This is a genomic window from Massilimicrobiota sp. SW1139 (assembly GCF_012027715.1).
GTDB lineage: Bacteria > Bacillota_I > Bacilli_A > Erysipelotrichales > Coprobacillaceae > Allocoprobacillus > Allocoprobacillus merdigallinarum.
Map to the genome: position 1 here is coordinate 102,989 of NZ_SJOR01000001.1, position 20,319 is coordinate 123,307.

The window sequence follows — 20,319 nt, forward strand, 5'->3', positions numbered from 1 at the left end:
ATTGGATGGATAAAATGCTTATATTATTACAGCAGCTTCATCTTGAAAACGAAGTTTCTGCTTTGAAACATGCTTATATTGAGCATGTGATTGTACATAAAGATAACTCTTATACATTTTATATTGGTGCATCACATATTGTGCCATTAACAGAAATCAGATTATTATTCGCAGCAAAAAAAGAATTTCCTTATCCATGTGAATTTCTTTTTGATTGGGCATCTTCATATACTCCTCAAGACGTTAAAGAATATGCTCTATTTATTTTTGATGGATTAAAACATCGTTTTCCACAAATTGATTTTATTAAAGAAGATTTATTATCTTTTGAAAATAATACTCTTGAAATTGAAGTTATTAATGATATTCAACTCAATCAGTTAGAGAAATTATATAAAATTTTTGATAAGTATTTTAATAAATTTGGAATGCAAATTGGTTTTCATGCTTTTATTGACCAAAATAATCAAACATATCAATCCATCCAAGAGGAAATGGATGCTTTAAATGAAGTTCAAGTTGATATGAAAACATTTGATCAGGTTAGTCAAGTTCCAAAAAAAGAAAATAAACCAAAGTATCAAGGATATAAAAAAGATTATTTTTCATTAACAATTGATGAAATTGATGACACGGTCAAAGAAGTGATGATTCAAGGCTATGTTTTTAAAGAAGAATCTAAGAAAGTCAAATCAGGAAAAACAATTCAATCATTATATGTGACTGATTATACCAACAGTATTGTTGTTAAACGTTTTGAAAATAAAGGTGGCAACAGTGTTGAAGAGATGAATAAAGTTAAAAAAGGTAATGTTTGGGTACGTGTAAAAGGAAATGTCGAATATGATACGTATATGAAAGATACTGTTATTGTGGCTCGAGAAGTAGAAGTCATTCCTTCACCTAAAATACGTCAAGATCAGTCTGAAAAAAAACGTGTTGAATTACATGTGCATTCAAAGATGTCATCAATGGATGGAATTGGCAGTATTTCTGAGTATATCGAAAGAGCTGCTTATTGGGGACATCAGGCTATAGCTGTTACTGATCATGGAAATGTTCAATCATTTCCTGAGGCACAAACAGCAAGTCAGAAACATAAGATCAAAATGATTTATGGGGTCGAAATGTATATGATTGATCCTGAATTTACAGTTGTTTATAATGAAACAGACAAAACATTAAAAGATTTAACATTTGTATCTTTTGACCTTGAAACAACTGGATTATCTATTATGGATGATGATATTACTGAATTTGGTGCGGTTAAAATAAAAAATGGACAGGAAATTGATCGTATTCAAAGCCTTATTAAACCTCATAAACGTATCTCACAGAAGATTACCAATTTAACACATATTACAAATGAAGATGTTAAAAATGCACCTTCAATTGAAGAATTTATACCGAAAATTTTAGACTTCTTTGGTGATGATGTTATTGTGGCTCATAATGCAACTTTTGATGTTGGATTTTTAAATGAAATCTTAACACGATATGGATATCAGAAATTAAAGAATCCAGCTATTGATTCATTAACTTTAGCGTGGAAACTTTTACCAGATTTGAAAGGATATCGTTTAGGTAATGTTGCCAGACATTATCGTATTCCTTATGATGGTGATGATGCCCATCGTGCTGATTATGATGCTGAAGTTTTAGCTGGTGTTTTTAATATGATGTTACATGATTTGATGCAACAAGGTTATTATAATGTATTGGATATGAATAAAATGGAATGTCCACAGGCATATAAGATTGTTCGTCCTAAACACATGTGTGTTCTTGCTAAAGATAAAACAGGTTTAAAAAATATGTTTAAACTTGTTTCTGAAGCGAATACAACTTATTTTGAAAAAACATCACGTATTCCACGAGAACGTTTAGAGTTTTATCGTGAAGGTTTATTATTTGGTAGTGGGTGCTATAACTCAGAAATTTTTGAGCTTGCAATGACAAGAAGTCTTGAAGAATTAAAAAAAGCGATGTCTTTTTATGATTATATTGAAATTCTTCCATTAGATATATGCCAATATTTTGTTGAAAGAGGTCGTGTTGATACGATGGAAGATCTCGCTCGTATTTTGCGTCGTATTGTAGATACTGCAAAAGAAATGGGAAAATTGATTGTTGCGACTGGTGATGTTCATTATTTAGATCAAAAAGATAAAATTTTCCGAGATGTTTTTACATGCAATCCTAAGATCGGATTAGGTGGAGCTTTGCATCCATTGACAGATCGTAATAATCCTACAGCTTGGACACCTGATGAGTATTTGCGTACAACTCAGGAAATGATGGATAGTCTTTCTTATTTAAGTGAAGATGAAAAGTATGAATTTGTTATTGAAAATACAAATAAAATTGCAGATATGATTGATGGTTCTTTCCATGTTGTTCATGATAAGTTGTTTACACCTCATATTGATAATGCAGATGAAAATTTACGTCAATTATGTTTTGATAATGCGCATAAACAATATGGAGAAGTCCTACCTGATATTGTTGAAAAGCGTTTAACAAAGGAATTAGATAATATCATTAAACATGGGTTTGGAGTTATCTATTATATTGCACATAAGCTTGTTAAAAAATCTAATGAAGCAGGCTATCTTGTAGGAAGTCGAGGATCAGTAGGGTCGTCATTTGTTGCGACAATGGCTAATATTTCAGAAGTTAATCCTTTACCTCCGCATTATTATTGCCCACATTGTCAATATAATGAGTTTTTACCGGAAGGGTATATTGCTAATGGTTATGATCTTCCTGATAAAAAATGCCCAAAATGTGGACATACTTTAAAAGGTGATGGACATAACATTCCATTTGAAACATTCTTGGGATTTAATGCTGATAAAGTACCAGATATTGATTTGAACTTCTCAGGGGATTATCAGCCAACGGCTCATGCTTATACAAAAGAAATTTTTGGTGAAAGTCATGTCTATCGTGCAGGTACAATCTCAACTGTAGCTGAAAAAACAGCTTATGGTTATGCAAAAGGTTATGCAGAGTTAATGGGAAAAGAAAATACTATGCGTCAGGCTGAACTAGAAAGAATTGCTAAAGGATGTACGGGTGTAAAACGTACAACTGGTCAGCATCCAGGAGGAATCATTGTTATTCCTGAAAATATGGATGTCTTTGATTTTACACCATATCAATATCCTGCTGATGATTTATCTGCGGAATGGAAAACAACGCACTTTGACTTCCATGCCATTCATGATAATGTTTTAAAATTTGATATTTTAGGACATGTTGATCCAACCGTTATTAGAATGCTGCAAGATTTAACTGGCGTCAATCCTAAGGATATTCCAACCAATGATCCAAAAGTCATGAGTTTATTTAATTCGACAGAAGCATTAGGCATTGATTTGAGTTATTTAAACTGTAAAACGGGAGCACTTGGATTGCCTGAGTTTGGTACTAAGTTTGTACGTGGTATGCTTGAACAGACACATCCAACTTCATTTAGTGATTTGGTTATTTTATCAGGGTTATCGCATGGAACAGATGTTTATCTTGGAAACGCTGAAACACTGATCAGTTCAGGAACATGTACGCTAAAAGAAGTTATTGGGTGTCGTGATGATATTATGGTTTATTTGATTGAAAAAGGTCTACCTAATAAAGATGCTTTTGATATTATGGAATGCGTTCGTAAAGGAAAATCACCAGTTGTTTTTCCAGAGAAAAAATATGAAGAACTGATGCGTCAGCATGATGTACCAACATGGTATATTGAATCATGTAAAAAAATCAAATACATGTTCCCTAAAGCTCATGCTGCTGCGTATGTTTTAAGTGCCGTACGTGTTGCTTGGTGGAAATTATATTATCCTAGAGAATATTATGCTGTCTATTTCACGACACGTTGTGATGCCTATGATATTGAAACGATGATTCAAGGAAAGGAAGCTGTCTATGCGAAATATCAGAGCATTTTAAATGATAAGCAAAACGGAGTCAAAATTTCAAATAAAGAAGAAGCTTTGATTTCTGTTTTTGAAATAGCCTTAGAAATGTTTGAGAGAGGAATGCATTTTAGTAATATTTCTTTGGAAAAATCTGATTCGCAGAACTTTATTATAGATCCAGATGATGACTCGGCATTATTACCACCATTTGTTTCTATTGATGGTTTAGGAACATCCGTTGGTGATAGTGTTGTTGAAGCACGACAGAAAAATAGATTCTTATCAAAAGAAGATGTCATGAAACGTACAAAATTAACAAATAATCAAATTGATTTTCTAACAAAACTGGGGGCATTTGAAAATATGTCTGAAGAGAATCAATTATCATTATTTGATTTCTCATAAAAATAGTGATGAAAGCATTGTTTTTTGTAATTGATTATGTTATATTATAAAAGTAATCAGTGATTTACGAGAGGGGAAACCCTCTCGTTTATATTTGTAAACGGAGGATTATATGCTAGAAAAAATCAAACAACTTATTCAACCTATATTAAATGATCATGATGTTTATTTAGATGACATTGAATATGTCAAAGAAAAAAATGAATGGTATTTAAGAATTTTTATTGAAAAAAATAATGGTCATCTTGATATGGATACATGTGTTGCAGTGAGTGAAGCTATTAGTGAAATGTTAGATCAGGAAGATTTGATTGAAGATGAGTATTATTTAGAAGTATCTTCACCTGGAGCTGAAAAACCATTAAAAACACTTGAAAAAGTTCAACAATCTATTGGAGAGTATGTATATATCCAGTTTAAGAATCCAACTCAAGGCATGAATGAGGTTTATGGGACAATACTGAATGTTGAAGGTACTCAAATTGAGTTACAGTATATGGTTAAAAACATTAGGAAAAAATGCAATATTGATTACAATGATATTGCTTTTATAAGGTTAGCTGTTAAATTTTAAGGAGGATAATGTAAAATGGCTAGTAAAAAATTTATTCAGGCACTTGATTTATTAGAAAGTGAAAAAGGTATCAAAAAAGAAATTGTGCTTGATGCTTTAAAAGAAGCATTAGAAAAATCATATAAAAAGAACTATGGTGGTCCTGAGTCAATTATTCGTGTTGAAATTAATGAAGTCAATGGAAAGATTCGTTTATATGAGATTAAACATGTTGTTGATGATGTCAATGATGAAGATTATGAACTGTCTTTAGAAGAAGCTCAAATGATTAATCCTAAGTATCAAATAGGTGATGATGTTGTCACTGAAGTTGATCCAGAAGTTTTTGGACGTTTAGCAGCTATTCAGACAAAACAGTTATTGAAACAAAAAATTCGTGAAGCTGAAAAAGAAACATTATATAACGAATATATTGATAAAAAAGATGATATTATTAATGGAACTGTTGATCGCGTGGAAGAACGTTTTGCGATTATTAATATTGGTAGAACAGGTGCTTTGTTACCATTAAATCAACAGATTCCAGGTGAAAAGATATATGAAGGGCAACGTATTAAAGTTTATGTGAGTGATGTTGAACGTAATACAAAAGGAACTCATATTGGTGTTTCAAGAACAGAACCTGGATTAGTAAAAAGATTATTTGAAATGGAAGTTCCTGAAATTTATGATGGAACTGTTGAAATCAAATCTGTATCTCGTGAAGCTGGAGATCGTAGCAAGATTGCAGTTTATACAAGCCATGAAAATATTGATCCTATTGGAGCATGTGTTGGTCCAAAAGGAAGCCGTGTACGCAATGTTGTAAATGAATTAAATGGTGAAATGATTGATATTGTTGAATGGAGTGAAGATCCAGTTGTGTACATTTCACACGCCTTATCACCATCAGATGTTGTACATGTCGATATTGATGAAGAAAAACACAGTGCTTTAGTTATAGTTCCTGATAATCAGTTATCACTTGCTATTGGAAAAAGAGGTCAAAATGCACGTTTAGCAGTACGATTAACTGGATGGAAAATAGATATCAAGTCAGTTAGTGAAGCTGCAAATGAGGGTATTATATATGGTGAAGATGCTGAATTTGAAAAATCATTTGAAGCAGAAATGATAAAAGAAGACGAACCTGTTATTGAAGAATCATTTGAAGATAAATTATCTGAAACAGATGAAGAATTACAAGAAAATTTCGAAGAAAATGATATAATAGAAGAAGATAGTGATATGTATCAAGAAGATCATGATGAATCAGAGGAATCAGAAGAATTTGATGATTATGATGACTACGATGAGTATGATGATTATGATTATGATCCAAAATATGATGAAGACATTGATTATGATGAATTTGACAAATATTATGATGAAAAATAGGGGTGATTTTGAGTGCGAAAGATACCTTTAAGAAAGTGTGTAGCAACACAAGAACAATTGCCTAAAAAAGAATTGATTCGTGTGGTGAGAAATAAAGAAGGTGAAGTATTTGTTGATCCAACAGGAAAGATGAATGGAAGAGGTGCTTATTTAAAAAGAAGCCTTGAAGCAATTGAACTAGCTCAAAAAAAAGGAGTTTTAAAGAAATCTCTTGAAGTAGATATACCTGATGAGATTTTTGAAGAATTAAAAAAATATGTTGGATAAAAGTACGATTTCATTGTTGGGATTAGCAATGCGTGCTAGAAAAATTGCTACAGGAGATGTGTTATTAAAGTCAATTCGACAAAAAAAGGTTGATTTTGTTATCATTGCAGAAGATGCAAGTGATAATACCAAAAAGAAATATATTGATAAATGTACCTATTATCATATTGATTATTGTGTTATGGGACAAAGTGAAGAACTTTCTCAAGCCATTGGGAAAAACAATCGTGTTGCGTTAGGTATATTGGATAAAGGTTTTGCAAATAAAATCAAATCAAAATGAGGAGGTTGATATTATGGCAAAAAAGAATACATCAACAAAGAAAAAGGGAAACCATCATAAAAAGAAACTCATTTCTAATATTCCACAAAAAAAGGAAGAAAAGAAATTGGGAGATGGAATTATTGAATATGAAGATGGTATTACTGTTGGTGAATTAGCTGAGATGATTGGACAGACACCGGCTAATGTTATTAAAGTTTTATTCATGCTTGGAACAATGGTAACAATCAATTCATCATTAAATGATGAACAAGTTGAGTTAATTTGTCTTGAGTATGGTTATGAAGTAAAGAAAAAGGTTATTGTCAGTGAAATTAACTTTGAAGATATTGAAATCATTGATGATGAAGCTGATTTAGTTGGTCGTCCACCAGTTGTTACAATTATGGGACATGTTGATCATGGTAAGACAACTTTACTTGATTATATTAGAAAATCAAGAGTGGCAGAAGGCGAATTTGGTGGTATTACTCAACATATTGGTGCTTATCAGGTTGAAGTGAATGGAAAGAAAATCACGTTCTTGGATACGCCTGGACATGAAGCATTTACTGCAATGCGTGCCCGTGGAGCGCAATTAACAGACATTGTTATTATTGTTGTTGCTGCTGATGATGGCGTTATGCCACAAACAAAAGAAGCAGTTGACCATGCCTTAGCTGCTGGTGTACCTATTGTTGTCGCTATTAATAAAATTGATAAAGAAGGTGCTGATCCTGAACGTATCAAAGGTGAAATGAGTGAATTAGGTTTAATGCCTGAAGAATGGGGTGGAGATACAGTTTACTGTAATATTTCTGCAAAAAAAGGAATTGGAATTCAGGAATTATTAGAAACATTGACAGTTGTTGCAGAACTTGCTGATTTAAAAGCAAATCCAAAACGTTATGCTTATGGTAGTGTTGTTGAAGGTCGTTTGGATAAAGGAAGAGGACCTGTTGCAACTTTACTTGTACAAAATGGAACATTAAGAGCTGGAGATCCAATTGTTGTAGGAACTGCCTATGGACGTGTTCGTCAGATGCTTGGTGATCATGGAAAAGAATTAAAAGAAGCTGGTCCTTCAACTCCAGTAGAAATTACAGGATTGAATGATGTGCCTGTAGCTGGTGATAAGTTTATGGCATTTGAAACTGAAAAGATGGCTCGTCATGTTGGAGAAGAAAGACAAAAGGCTAAACAGGAACAAGATCGTGGTGTTAGCTCAGCAATGAGCTTAGATGATTTGTTCAACCAAATTAAAGAAGGGCAGGTTGCTCATTTAAATATTATTGTCAAAGCTGATGTCAATGGTACAGCTGAGGCTGTTAAGGGTTCATTAGAAAAGATTGATATTGATGGTGTACGTGTCAATGTTATTCGTTCGACTGTTGGTGCAATCAGTGAATCTGATGTTTTATTGGCTAGTGCTTCTAAAGCTATTATTTATGGATTTAATGTTCGTCCTGATGCTAACGTAAGACGTAAAGCAGAGGAAGAAGGAGTAGAAATCAGACTTCATAATATTATTTATAAAATGGTTGAAGAAATTGAAGCGGCTATGCGTGGTATGCTTGCTCCTGAATTAGAAGAAGTTGTAACTGGTCAAGCTGAAATTAGACAAGTTATCAAGGTTTCTAAAATTGGAAATATTGCTGGTTCATATGTAACAGATGGATATATACGTAGAGATTGTGGTATTCGTTTAATCCGTGATGGTGTTGTTATTTATGAAGGAAAATTAGCATCTTTAAAACGATTTAAAGACGATGCAAAAGAAGTATCGGCTGGGTATGAATGTGGTATGACAATTGAAAACTACAATGATATTAAAGAAGGAGATATCATTGAAGGATTCATCATGGAAGAAGTCGAAAGAAAATAGGAGCTGATCTTTTATGGTATTAAAAAAAGAAAAATTAAATAATATTATTCAAAGAGAATTATCTGATATTATTCAAATGGAAGTTAAAGATCCAGCCATAGGTTTTTGTACGATTACTGGTGTAGAAGTAACAAATGATTTATCAATTGCTAAAGTTTATGTTTCTTTTTTAAATAAAAATCCTCAAAAAAGAATGGAAGCTTTACAACACTCTAAAGGATTTATTCGTACTCTTTTAGCAAAACGTTTAACAGTTCGTAAATGTCCAGAGCTACAGTTTGTTATAGATACATCAATTGAATATGGTAATAAAATTGAAAGTATTATTGAAGAATTAAATCAACAAAAAAAGATTTCTAATGATTAGAAATCTTTTTTTATATATTGTTTGAAGATTAAGGTTAATAAGCATATAATAATAGAAGGAGGACATAAAAATGAAAAAATGTATTATAAACGGGAAAATCATTTTACATGATGAAATTGTAAACAAAAATGTATTTATTGAAGATGATAAGATTACAGAAATTAGTGATCGCCAACCAGAAGATGAAGATATTATTGATGCAAAAGGTGCTTATGTAAGCCCAGGTTTCATTGATGTACATACGCATGGTCGTGGTGGTAGTGATACGATGTATGCTACATTTGATGATTTAAACACAATCTCTAAAGCAACTTTAAAAACAGGAGTAACATCATTTTTACCAACAACAATGACTATGCCTGTTGATGATATTGCTAAAGCTATTGAAAATATTGCTGTCAATAAGGATAAAGTTGAAGGGGCTCAAGTTTTAGGTACACACTTAGAGGGACCTTTCTTTAATAAAAAATATAAAGGGGCACAACCAGAAGAATGTATGATTTTGCCAACAGTTGATAATTATTTATCTTTTGTTCAAGATCATCAGGATATCATCAGAAAAATTTCTATCGCTCCTGAATTAGAACATTCATTAGAACTCATATCTTATTTAAAAGATAAGAATACAGTTGTTTCTTTAGGACATACAAATGCAACTTATGAACAAGCTCAAGCGGCTATTGATGCGGGGGCAACTTCAGGAACACATACTTATAATGCTATGACACCATTAACACATAGAGCACCAGGTGTTGTTGGAGCTGTTATGATCAATGATAGTGTTTATGCAGAATTGATTTTAGATGGCGTACATGTCAATTATGCAGCTGCTAAAGCATTATTACGTACTAAAGGTAAAGATAAATTGATTTTAATTACAGATTCTCTTGAAGCAGCAGGCTTGGAAAATGGAAAATATCTTTTAGGAAATCAAGATGTTTATGTAAAAGACGGAGAAGCAAGATTGATTGATGGAACATTAGCAGGAAGTATTGTTTCAATGAATGTGGCTGTTAAAAATGCTTATGAGCACCTTGGATTAACATTAAATGAAGCTGTCAATTTAGCAAGTTATAATCCTGCTCAGAGTTTAAATGAACCATTATTAGGAGAAATTAAAGTGGGAAATTATGCAGATATTATTTTCTTTGATGACAACATTCAAATCCAACAAACAATGATTAAGGGACAATTGAAATAGGTAGGTATAGAATATGGTGATTTTAAAAAATAGCGAATTAGAAGTTGAATTAAATGCAAAAGGTGCTGAAATTATTAAAATTATAGGACAGCATGATCAAATAAACTATATGTGGCGTAGAGATCCATCATTATGGGCAAGTAGTGCACCAATACTTTTCCCAATTGTAGGTGCTTTGCATAATGATGAATGTCGTATAGATGGACAAACATATCATATGACACAACATGGTTTTTCTAGACATAATGAATATATGACACATCAATTATCTGATACTTGCGTTGAGTTTGAATTAACTCCAAATGAAGATATTTTAAAACAATATCCATATTTATTTAATTTGAAAGTCATTTATACTTTAAAAGGGAATACATTGGAATGCCAATGTGTTGTCAAAAATACTGATCAAAAAACAATTTATTTCCAGATTGGTGGACATCCAGCATTTGCATGTCCGTTTATGGAAAATGAATCAAGTAATGATTACTATGTTGAATTTGAAAAAGAAGAAACTCTTGATCAGAAAGTCATTGATGTTGCTCATCGTGCCATGTCACGTACAACAAAACCATTTTTTGATCATGAAAAACGTTTCTTTGTAAGACAGGCATTATTGGATAATGATGCTATTGTATTTAAAGATTTTCAATCAAGCTATGTTGCATTAAAATCAATTAATCATCAAAAAGCTATTTATTTCCATATGAAAAATTATCCACATCTTGGTATCTGGGCAAGTAAACATGTAGGTGGATTATTAGCTTTAGAACCATGGAATGGACATGGAGATTATATCGACTTTGATGGCGAATTTAAAGATAAAGAAGGTATCATTTCATTAGAACCACAACAAGAATTCAGTTGCGAATTTGCTATTGAAATACGTCAATAGTTGACAAATTGAATATGGTCATGATGTTATAATAGACATATGAAAATTAAAATCATAGAAAAAACACATGAATTGGATTTAGAAGATGCACTTAATGAATTTATTCAAAAAGAAAATCCACAAATTCAGGATATGCAATATCAGGTTGCTTTAACATCATGTCATGGAAATCTTGAATACAGTTTTAGTTGTTTGATTGTATATTCATAGTCCATCAAGCCATAATAATATATGGAGGTGAAACTATGGCTAAGGATGTTAAATGTAGCGTAGATAGTTGTAAATATTATTGTGATGGATGTTGTGAAGCAAACTGTATTCATGTCGGTAATTGTCACTGCGTTGAAGCAAAGAAAAATGCAGAAACTGCTTGTGATACATTTGAATGTCGTGGAAAATAAATTTTTCAATGTTACATTGAAAATAGGGTATTGTTATGCTAGTCATAATGATACCTTTTTTCATTATGAGCATGATGATTTCATATAGCTATCTGATTATAAATTTGTTATAATAGAAGCGGTGATGATATGAAAAAAATATTATTATGTTTATTGATTTCTTTGTTCTGTGTGGCATGTCAATCATCATCTTCTGATGAACAATTTCAGGAATATTATCAAATTAAAGAACAGTTAATATCACATCAGGAATTTGATACAGATTATCCATTTCATGTTCAAGTTGTTTTTTATGATTTAGAAGATAGTTATCGTTATGATGTTATTATCGATCAGCCACAGATTGATATGTATTATATTGAGGCTATGGCATATGCTCATGAAGATGATCAAAAGATGTGTCCGGTTTTAGGAATTGTTGATGACTCTATCAGCCACATGAAAGTTGATTATATTGATAAAAGTCAACATTTTTATAAAGGAGTTCAGCTTTCTGGAGAAACTGAAAAGATACAAGATGTAAAAATATATGTTTGTTATTATTTGGATAAAGAAAAAACACAAAAAGCAGAAAAATATATTGAGGTACAATCATGAGATTAGATAAATTATTAGCCCATTGTGGTTTTGGAACACGTAAAGAAGTAAAACAATTAATTAAAAATGGTTATGTGAAAGTCAATGGTGAAGTTATTAAAAAAGATAAACATCATGTTGATCCTGTAGGAGATAAGGTCTATGTTGATGATGAACGTATTCATTATCAGGAATATGTTTATTATATGTTAAATAAACCTGCTGGCTATGTGAGTGCCACTGAAGATAATGTTTATCCAACTGTTATTGATTTAATTGAAGAAAATTATCGCCAAGATTTATTTCCTGTTGGGAGATTAGATGTTGATACTGAAGGCTTATTATTGATTACAAATGATGGTGTTCTTGCACATCAGCTGTTATCACCTAAAAAACATTGTCCTAAAGTGTATTATGCGAAAATTCAAGGTGTTGTAACAGATGATGATGTTCAAACCTTTTTATCTGGTGTTGTTATTGATAATGAATATCAATGTCAAAGTGCACATTTAAAAATTTTATCAACAACACAAAATCATAGTGAGATTGAAGTAGAAATCTATGAAGGAAAATTCCATCAGGTTAAGAAAATGTTTCATGCTGTTGGTAAAGAAGTTCTTTATTTAAAGAGAATACGTATGAAAAATCTAAACTTAGATGAAAATCTTGAATTAGGAGCTTATCGTCCTCTAACTGATGAAGAATTAGATAGATTAAAGAGTGAAACTGTGTTACAATAAAAAAATATAGGAGGCTTATATGCGTTTAAGAAACAATCCTAAAGCTAATGATATTTTAGCTGCACATGATGATATTGTGATTTTAGATGGTAAACAATATCGTGGAAAATGGAATGAGTTATTTGGAAATTCAAATCCTATATATATTGAAATTGGAATGGGTAAGGGTGATTTTATTATTGAAAATGCTTTACGTTATCCAAATATCAACTATATTGGAATTGAAAAATTTCCAAGTGTTATGGTAGGTGCTATTAAAAAAATAGATCAATTAGAAAAAATACCATCAAATTTAAAATTATTAAAAGAAGATGCCATTCTTTTAACAGAAGTTTTTGGTAAACATGAAGTGAATCGTATATATTTAAATTTTAGTGATCCTTGGCCTAAGAAAAGACATACAAAAAGACGTTTAACATCACCTGCATTTTTAGATGTATATCAAAATATTCTTATTGATAATGGTGAATTGATTTTAAAAACAGATAACCGTTCATTGTTTGAATATTCTTTGGTGTCATTTCAAAACTATGGATTACATTTTGAAGATGTATGCTTAGACTTGCATCATAGTGAAGGATATGAGGATAATATTCAGACAGAATATGAGAGAAAGTTTTCTCCATTTGGTCCAATATATCAAGTTAAAACAACATTTAAAGGAGTTAATAAAAATGGATAATTTAATAAAAATTAGTGATTTACAAGCATTTGAAAATGCAATTAAAGGAAATGCTATGTTAGTATTTTCAACAACATGGTGTCCGGATTGTCATTTTTTAAAAACATTTATTGATGATTTAGTAGTACAAAATCCAGAGTGGACTTTCTATTATATAGATCGTGATGAAATGGTTGATTTGTGTATTGATTTAGAGATTATGGGGATTCCATCTTTTGTCGCTTATCGTGATGGTAAAGAAGTTGGAAGATATGTCAATAAATTAAGAAAAACACAACAGCAGATTCAGGAGTTTATTGATCAGATTGATTAGAAAATGAGAAATAGAAATAATGTTGTAAGGAGGAAAGCAAAATGTTTAAAAAGTTTTTTAAAAAAGAAGAGGAAGAAGAATTATTTGAAAAAGTTGATCCCGTTTTAGAACAAAGACGTAAAGAAAAATTTAGTACTCCTCTTATTTATAATGATGAGGTTGAAACAAAGAAAAATATCAAAAAAGAAGAGCCAAAGAAAAAAGAGGTTAAAAAAAGTGCGCCTGCAGAATCTACTTATCGTATGAGTGAGATTATATCTCCAATGACAGGTTTAAAAGAGACAAAAAAACCAGAAGTTAAAAAGGTGGCAAAACCTAAGGTTAAGAAAGTCAAAAAGGAATCAGATGAATTAATTCCAATTATTAGTCCGTTTTACGGTCCTTTTGAAAATGTGGAAGAAGAAAAGACAAAAAAACCAAAAAAGGTTGAAGTGGAAGAACCAAGTGTTGAACAGAATTTAAGAAATATAGCAAATATTGTTGAAGAAGAACAAGATCAATTAAAAATTATTGAAGAGAGAACTGGTGAATTTAAGCTAGATTTCCAAAACAAAGATGAGGATTCTTTCATTGATGAAATTGATGATTCTATGAGTTTAGATGAATTGATGAGTCTTTATGAAAAAAAGTTTAAAGATTAATGAAGGGAATAGGTGTTGATATTATTGATCTTGAACGTCTAGATATTCATAATCTCAATTTTGTTAGACATATTTTATCGCCAAAAGAGTATCAGATATTTACAAAAATGAATTCTCCTAAAAGACAATTAGAATTTTTAGGAGGACGTTTTGCTGGTAAAGAAGCTTATATGAAAGCTTGTCATGTCGGTATTGGAGCAATGGCTTTTCATGATATTGAAATTTTAAATGATGAAAGTGGTGCGCCTTATTTACATGATTCTCATGCTCATATTTCTATTTCACATGAAAATAAATATGCAATTGCATTTGTTTTGCTTGAAAAGTAAAGATTTTCTTTACTTTTTTCTTTTATAGGCATGACTCATTTTAATAAATTGGTTCATATTTTTGTATGATTTCTCCTTTTTTTATCATTTTTATGCTTTTTGAGCTTCCAAAATATAAAGAAAAGTTATAAAAAGGATAAAAATGACCATTTTTGGTACTTTTTGTATTTTCCTATATACTCATAGATGAGGAGGTAAAATATAAAAATGTTTAATGAAATTATTTTAATAGGGAGACTTGCTGAAAATCCAAAATTCAAAGAAACACCGACTGGTGTTAAATTAGCAACTTTAATCTTAGATGTAGAAAGACCTTATCGTAATAATTTAGGGATTAGAGATCATGATTATATTAGTTGTGTTCTTTGGAAAGGCATAGCTCAAGAAGTTATGGATTGTTGCGAAGCAGGAAGTTTTTTAGGAATTAAAGGAAGGCTTCAGTCTAAAACATTTGAATCTCCTGATCATTTATCTACAACGATCATGGAAGTCAAAGTTGAACATGTTGAATTTTTGGATAAGTATTTTATGAAAAAATAGTCATTTGACTATTTTTTTGTTTTCTTTTAAGATAGAATTGTGTAAAATAGATAAGAATAGAAAGGGGAGATAAAGATGAGTATTGATCAGTCACATATTAGAAATTTTTCTATTATTGCCCATATTGATCATGGAAAATCGACTCTTGCTGATAGAATTTTACAACTTACTGGGGCAGTGAGTGATCGTGATATGAAGGAACAGTTACTTGATAGTATGGACTTGGAAAGAGAAAGAGGTATTACTATTAAATTAAATGCTGTTCAATTGACTTATAAAGCCAAAAATGGCGAAACATATCTTTTGCATTTAATAGATACACCCGGTCATGTAGACTTTACATATGAAGTTTCACGCTCTTTAGCTGCATGCGAGGGAGCTGTATTGGTTGTTGATGCTGCTCAAGGTGTTGAAGCGCAGACATTAGCTAATGTCTTTTTAGCATTAGATAATGATTTAGAGATTTTACCAGTTATTAATAAAATTGATTTACCAAGTGCAGACCCACAGCGTGTTATTCATGAAATTGAAGATATTATAGGTTTACCAGCTGATGAAGCACCTTTGATTTCAGCCAAAACTGGATTAAATATCGAAGATGTTTTGGAAGATATTGTGATGAACGTTCCTGCACCACGTGGTGATATTTCTCATCCTACACAGGCTTTGATTTTTGATTCTTATTATGACAGTTATCGAGGTGTTATTGTTTTTGTTTGTGTCAAAGAAGGAAAAATAAAAGTTGGAGATCATATTCGTTTTATGGCTACTGGAGCTGTTTATGAAGTGTTGGAAGTAGGGGTCAGAACACCAAAAGAGGTTAAAAAAGAAGAACTTGTAACAGGGGAAGTTGGATGGATTGCTGCTTCGATTAAATCCATTAGTGACGTTCATGTCGGTGATACAATTACAACTTTAGAACAACCTTCAAATGTTCAGTTACCAGGATATCGTCAATTAAATCCTATGGTTTACTGTGGTTTGTATCCTGTTGATAATGCAAAGTATAAAGATTTAAGAGAAGCATTAGAAAAAATGAAATTAAGTGATTCATCACTTGTTTTTGAACCAGAAACGTCACAGGCTTTAGGGTTTGGATTCCGTTGTGGATTTTTAGGCCTTTTGCATATGGATGTTATTGAAGAACGTCTTGAAAGAGAATTTGATCTTGAATTAATAGCTACGGCGCCATCCGTTATTTATCATTGTTATTTAACAGATGGTTCTATGATTGAAATTGACAATCCTGCTGCATTGCCTGGACCACAAAGAATCGATCATATTGAAGAACCATTTGTTAAGGCTTCAATTATGACACCTAATGAATATGTAGGTCCAATTATGGAACTATGTCAATCTAAACGTGGTGAATATCAGGATATTGAATATATTGATGACTTGAGAAGAAATGTTGTTTACCTGATTCCATTAAGTGAGATTGTCTATGACTTTTTTGATAAATTAAAATCATGTACAAAAGGATACGCTTCTTTTGATTATGAATTAGATGGTTATAAAGAAAGTCGATTAACACGTATGGATATTTTATTGAATGGTGATGTTGTAGATGCTTTATCAACAATTGTTCATAAAGATTTTGCTTATAACCGAGGTCGTATTATTTGTGAGAAATTAAAAGAGATTATCCCAAAACAAATGTTTGAAGTTCCTATTCAAGCTGCAATACAGGGTAAAGTTATTGCAAGAACAAATATCAAAGCTATGCGTAAAAACGTTTTAGCAAAATGTTATGGTGGGGATATTTCACGTAAGAAAAAACTTTTAGAAAAACAAAAAGAGGGTAAAAAACGAATGAAAGCAGTAGGAAGTGTAGAGATTCCTCAAGAAGCTTTTATGGCTATTCTTTCTGTTGATGATGATTAAGAGAATTTGTGAAATTCTCTTTTTCTTATGGGTTGATTTACTTTCTAGATTGTATATAATATAATAAGTCGAGGAGGTGCATTAAAATTGAATTTATTCAAAAAAAATCCCATTCGATTTGAAGGGCAAAAAGAAATTGAAACCCAAATTAAAAATCAAACCGATAATGTCATCTCAAGAAGATTTAAAATTTTAATGGGAGTTATTGGTGCTGTTGGTGTTGTCTTGTTGATACGTTTGTTTATTACTCAAATTTCTCAACAGGAATATTACTCAACAAAACTTGAACAATATAATACCAGTCTTTTTACTGCTGATACATTCCGTGGTAATATTTATGATCGAAATTATAAAAGACTTTCTTACAATAAAAATATCAATTGTGCGACTTATTATGCCGTACAAAATATTACGCAAGATGATATCAAAATCATTGCAAATTTTTTAGTCAAAAATGTGAATGTTGATATTAAAAGTGTAACAGAGAGAGATAAAAAAGATTATTTGATTTTAAAATGTGAGGATACTAAAGATAATTTAATTAATGATTTAATCACTAAGGAAGAAAGATCGACATATTCAAGTGATGAAATTTATCAATTACAATTAAATCGTATTACAAGTCAGATGTTAAAAGACAATTTATCTGATGATGATATTAAGTATTATATGATTTATTCAAAAATTCAAAACTGTACAAGTGGATCAGTTGTTTTATTAGAAGGTTTAACAGTTAAAGAAGCAAGTCTCATTGGTGAGAATTCTGATATTTTACGTGGTGTTAAAGTAACAAATGACTGGTCAAGAGAAAATACATATGGCACAGAATTTAGATCGGTTTTGGGAAGAGTTACAACAAAAAAAGCAGGATTGCCTGCAAGTACAAGAGATATATTATTAGCTCAGGATTATAACAATGATTCACGTGTGGGAATAAGTGGTTTAGAAATGCAATATGAAAATATTTTGGCTGGAACTCCAGCAACTTATTCCTTGGCTTATGATAGTGATGGGAATCCTGTTGTAGAAACTGTATCAAGCGGGACAAAAGGTGATAATATTCGTTTGACTATTGATTGGGATTTACAATCGGCGATTACTGATGAAATCGAAAAACAAATGAAGGCACATACGAGTTCAATATATAGATATGCTAACAACATTTATCTTGTTATGATTGATCCTAATACAGGAGCCATTTATGCAATGTGTGGTTATCAAAGAGATGAAAAGGGAGATATTTATGAATTGGCTGGTGGCGCTGTTCAAAACGCATTTGAAATAGGTTCGGCATTTAAAGGTGGAACAATATATGCAGGTATTAAACATGGTGTGATTAATCAATACACGGAATTTGATGATACAAGTAGTGGTTTTAAAATAGCTGGTACACCGACCAAGTTTTCATGGGATACAGGGGGATTAGGACGTTTAAATGCTGCAGAAGCTTTGTCACAATCTTCGAATATTTATATGTTTTATGTTGCAACCTTATTAGGTGGAGGAACTTATGAATATAATCAACCATTATATATTAAAGACTCAGCTTTTGATCAAATGCGATTAGATGTTGGAGAACTTGGGTTAGGTGTGAAAACGGGTGTTGATCTGCCTAGTGAAGCTTTGGGATATCGTGGTCGTGTTACACAACGACAAGCTGGTAACTTTCTTGACTTTGCAATTGGACAATATGATACTTATACACCAATTCAAATGGCACAATATGTTTCCTCAATTGCCAATGGTGGTAAAAGAATCCAACCACATCTTTTTATGGAATCTTTTACAGAAGATGACGATGGTGCAAAGATATCACTTTTACAACATCAGGTAAAAGTACTCGATGATGTCTCAAGTTATAAATTGGCTTTTGATACAATTCATACTGGATTTAGAATGGGTTGTGTGTCAGGACTAGCGAGTGGTGTCAATGGAGATTATGAAGCAGCAGGAAAAACAGGGACAGCACAGTTATATAGAGAAGGAACTAGTGATGTCTGGGCCAATCGTGCTTTTATTGGATATGCCCCTTATGATAATCCAGAAATAGCTGTTGCTTGTATCGCAGAAGGATTACCTGATGCTGGTGGAGGGACATGTACGACTCTATCGAAATATGCATTTGAAAAGTATTTTGAAAAATATGGATAAAAAGTGAAAAATTTATGGTAATTTTGAATTGTTTATGCTATTATAGTATGGCAAAGTCGTGATGGAGGTGTAAAAATGAGAGAAAACATCATTTTAAAATGTACTGAATGTGGTGAAGAAAACTACATTAATACAAAAAATAAAAGAAATCATCCAGAAAGAATGGAAGTCAAAAAATACTGTCCTAGATGTAATAAAAAAACAACTCATAAAGAAAAAAAATAAGCCTTTTTGGCTTTTTTTCTTTATTTTGAAAGGAACGAAGATAATGATAAAAAAATTAATATTAGGAACAATGCAAACAAATTGTTATGTTATATATAATGATAATCATGAATGTTTTATTATTGATCCAGGTGCTCAAGGACAAAAAGTTGCTAAATTTTTAGAAGAAAAAGAGTTAGAATTAAAAGCTATATTATTGACACATGGACATTTTGATCATATTGGCGCTGTTGATTATTTATATGAAAGATTTCAATGTCCAGTATATGCACAAAAAGAATCATTTGAAATCATAATAAATCCTCAATATAATCTATCTGCAATGATGGGAGAATCGTTTACTTTAAAAGCTCCTCTTTTGGAAGCAACTTCTACAATGAATATTATAGGGATGACAGTTCAGTGGCTATTGTTAGAAGGACATTGTTATGGAAGCAGTATGATTTATGTTCCTCAAGAAAATGCTTTATTTAGTGGTGATGTTCTGTTTGCTGGTTCGATTGGTCGTTATGATTTCCCCACATCATCTCATCTTACTACTAAAGAAAGTTTAGAAAAAATTAAATCTTTACAGTTTGATGCACGTTTACTCCCTGGGCATGGAGAAGAAAGCTCATTAAATTATGAACAAAAGCATAATCCATTTTTAAGATCATAAAAATTTATGATCTTTTTTTGTTGAAA

Annotated in this window: 22 protein-coding genes; all 22 read left to right on the forward strand. The window is 31.4% G+C overall.

Features of this window, described 5'->3' with window-relative positions; all coding sequences use genetic code 11:
* The first annotated feature begins 5 nt into the window (after positions 1–5).
* Complete coding sequence (locus E0K96_RS00545) at positions 6–4,328, forward strand: PolC-type DNA polymerase III (RefSeq protein WP_168080383.1); 4,323 nt, start codon at positions 6–8, stop codon at positions 4,326–4,328.
* A 112-nt stretch (positions 4,329–4,440) separates the two neighbouring features.
* On the forward strand, positions 4,441–4,902 hold the full coding sequence (locus E0K96_RS00550; protein ID WP_168080385.1) for a ribosome maturation factor RimP: 462 nt from the start codon (positions 4,441–4,443) through the stop codon (positions 4,900–4,902).
* A 15-nt stretch (positions 4,903–4,917) separates the two neighbouring features.
* Positions 4,918–6,279 carry a transcription termination factor NusA gene (nusA, locus tag E0K96_RS00555; RefSeq protein ID WP_168080387.1) on the forward strand — a complete coding sequence of 454 codons (1,362 nt, stop codon included), beginning with the start codon at positions 4,918–4,920 and terminating at the stop codon, positions 6,277–6,279.
* Positions 6,280–6,291: 12 nt separating this feature from the next.
* Positions 6,292–6,546: an RNase P modulator RnpM gene (gene rnpM, locus E0K96_RS00560; protein WP_168080389.1), complete on the forward strand. Its 255-nt coding sequence runs from the start codon at positions 6,292–6,294 to the stop codon at positions 6,544–6,546.
* Entirely contained in the window at positions 6,536–6,829 is a 294-nt protein-coding gene (locus E0K96_RS00565) for a L7Ae/L30e/S12e/Gadd45 family ribosomal protein (protein WP_087244060.1), read from the forward strand. The genes rnpM and E0K96_RS00565 overlap by 11 nt, the downstream gene beginning before the upstream one ends.
* Positions 6,830–6,842: 13 nt before the next feature.
* A complete protein-coding gene (gene infB, locus E0K96_RS00570) occupies positions 6,843–8,693 on the forward strand; it encodes a translation initiation factor IF-2 (RefSeq protein ID WP_087296599.1) in 1,851 nt (616 codons plus the stop codon).
* Between the two features lie 13 nt (positions 8,694–8,706).
* Positions 8,707–9,060, forward strand: a complete 354-nt coding sequence (rbfA, locus tag E0K96_RS00575) for a 30S ribosome-binding factor RbfA (protein WP_087244058.1) — start codon at positions 8,707–8,709, stop codon at positions 9,058–9,060.
* A 70-nt stretch (positions 9,061–9,130) separates the two neighbouring features.
* A complete protein-coding gene (gene nagA / locus E0K96_RS00580; protein ID WP_087304203.1) occupies positions 9,131–10,261 on the forward strand; it encodes an N-acetylglucosamine-6-phosphate deacetylase in 1,131 nt (376 codons plus the stop codon).
* Between the two features lie 13 nt (positions 10,262–10,274).
* Entirely contained in the window at positions 10,275–11,153 is an 879-nt protein-coding gene (locus E0K96_RS00585; protein ID WP_168080391.1) for an aldose 1-epimerase family protein, read from the forward strand.
* A gap of 39 nt (positions 11,154–11,192) precedes the next feature.
* The gene (locus E0K96_RS00590; protein ID WP_087244055.1) at positions 11,193–11,363 is read left to right on the forward strand and encodes a sporulation protein Cse60; all 171 of its coding nucleotides are present in this window, start codon (positions 11,193–11,195) and stop codon (positions 11,361–11,363) included.
* A gap of 35 nt (positions 11,364–11,398) precedes the next feature.
* Entirely contained in the window at positions 11,399–11,554 is a 156-nt protein-coding gene (locus tag E0K96_RS00595) for a DUF1540 domain-containing protein (protein WP_087244054.1), read from the forward strand.
* Positions 11,555–11,683: 129 nt separating this feature from the next.
* Entirely contained in the window at positions 11,684–12,151 is a 468-nt protein-coding gene (locus tag E0K96_RS00600) for a hypothetical protein (protein ID WP_168080393.1), read from the forward strand.
* A complete protein-coding gene (locus tag E0K96_RS00605) occupies positions 12,148–12,870 on the forward strand; it encodes a pseudouridine synthase (RefSeq protein ID WP_087296595.1) in 723 nt (240 codons plus the stop codon). Before E0K96_RS00600 ends, E0K96_RS00605 begins: the two co-directional genes overlap by 4 nt.
* Before the next feature lie 19 nt (positions 12,871–12,889).
* Entirely contained in the window at positions 12,890–13,552 is a 663-nt protein-coding gene (gene trmB, locus E0K96_RS00610) for a tRNA (guanosine(46)-N7)-methyltransferase TrmB (RefSeq protein WP_168080395.1), read from the forward strand.
* A complete protein-coding gene (locus E0K96_RS00615) occupies positions 13,545–13,865 on the forward strand; it encodes a thioredoxin family protein (RefSeq protein ID WP_168080397.1) in 321 nt (106 codons plus the stop codon). Before trmB ends, E0K96_RS00615 begins: the two co-directional genes overlap by 8 nt.
* A gap of 41 nt (positions 13,866–13,906) precedes the next feature.
* Positions 13,907–14,506 carry a hypothetical protein gene (locus E0K96_RS00620; protein ID WP_129737316.1) on the forward strand — a complete coding sequence of 200 codons (600 nt, stop codon included), beginning with the start codon at positions 13,907–13,909 and terminating at the stop codon, positions 14,504–14,506.
* Positions 14,506–14,835, forward strand: coding sequence for a holo-ACP synthase (acpS, locus tag E0K96_RS00625; protein WP_168080399.1), 330 nt, complete (start codon positions 14,506–14,508; stop codon positions 14,833–14,835). Before E0K96_RS00620 ends, acpS begins: the two co-directional genes overlap by 1 nt.
* A 207-nt stretch (positions 14,836–15,042) precedes the next feature.
* On the forward strand, positions 15,043–15,375 hold the full coding sequence (locus E0K96_RS00630; protein ID WP_087244047.1) for a single-stranded DNA-binding protein: 333 nt from the start codon (positions 15,043–15,045) through the stop codon (positions 15,373–15,375).
* Between the two features lie 75 nt (positions 15,376–15,450).
* Positions 15,451–17,259, forward strand: a complete 1,809-nt coding sequence (gene lepA, locus E0K96_RS00635) for a translation elongation factor 4 (RefSeq protein WP_168080401.1) — start codon at positions 15,451–15,453, stop codon at positions 17,257–17,259.
* Positions 17,260–17,346: 87 nt separating this feature from the next.
* The gene (locus E0K96_RS00640; RefSeq protein ID WP_168080403.1) at positions 17,347–19,410 is read left to right on the forward strand and encodes a peptidoglycan D,D-transpeptidase FtsI family protein; all 2,064 of its coding nucleotides are present in this window, start codon (positions 17,347–17,349) and stop codon (positions 19,408–19,410) included.
* A gap of 75 nt (positions 19,411–19,485) precedes the next feature.
* A complete protein-coding gene (rpmG, locus tag E0K96_RS00645) occupies positions 19,486–19,635 on the forward strand; it encodes a 50S ribosomal protein L33 (RefSeq protein ID WP_066443283.1) in 150 nt (49 codons plus the stop codon).
* Positions 19,636–19,678: 43 nt separating this feature from the next.
* Entirely contained in the window at positions 19,679–20,293 is a 615-nt protein-coding gene (locus tag E0K96_RS00650; protein WP_168080405.1) for an MBL fold metallo-hydrolase, read from the forward strand.
* Positions 20,294–20,319 lie beyond the last annotated feature (26 nt).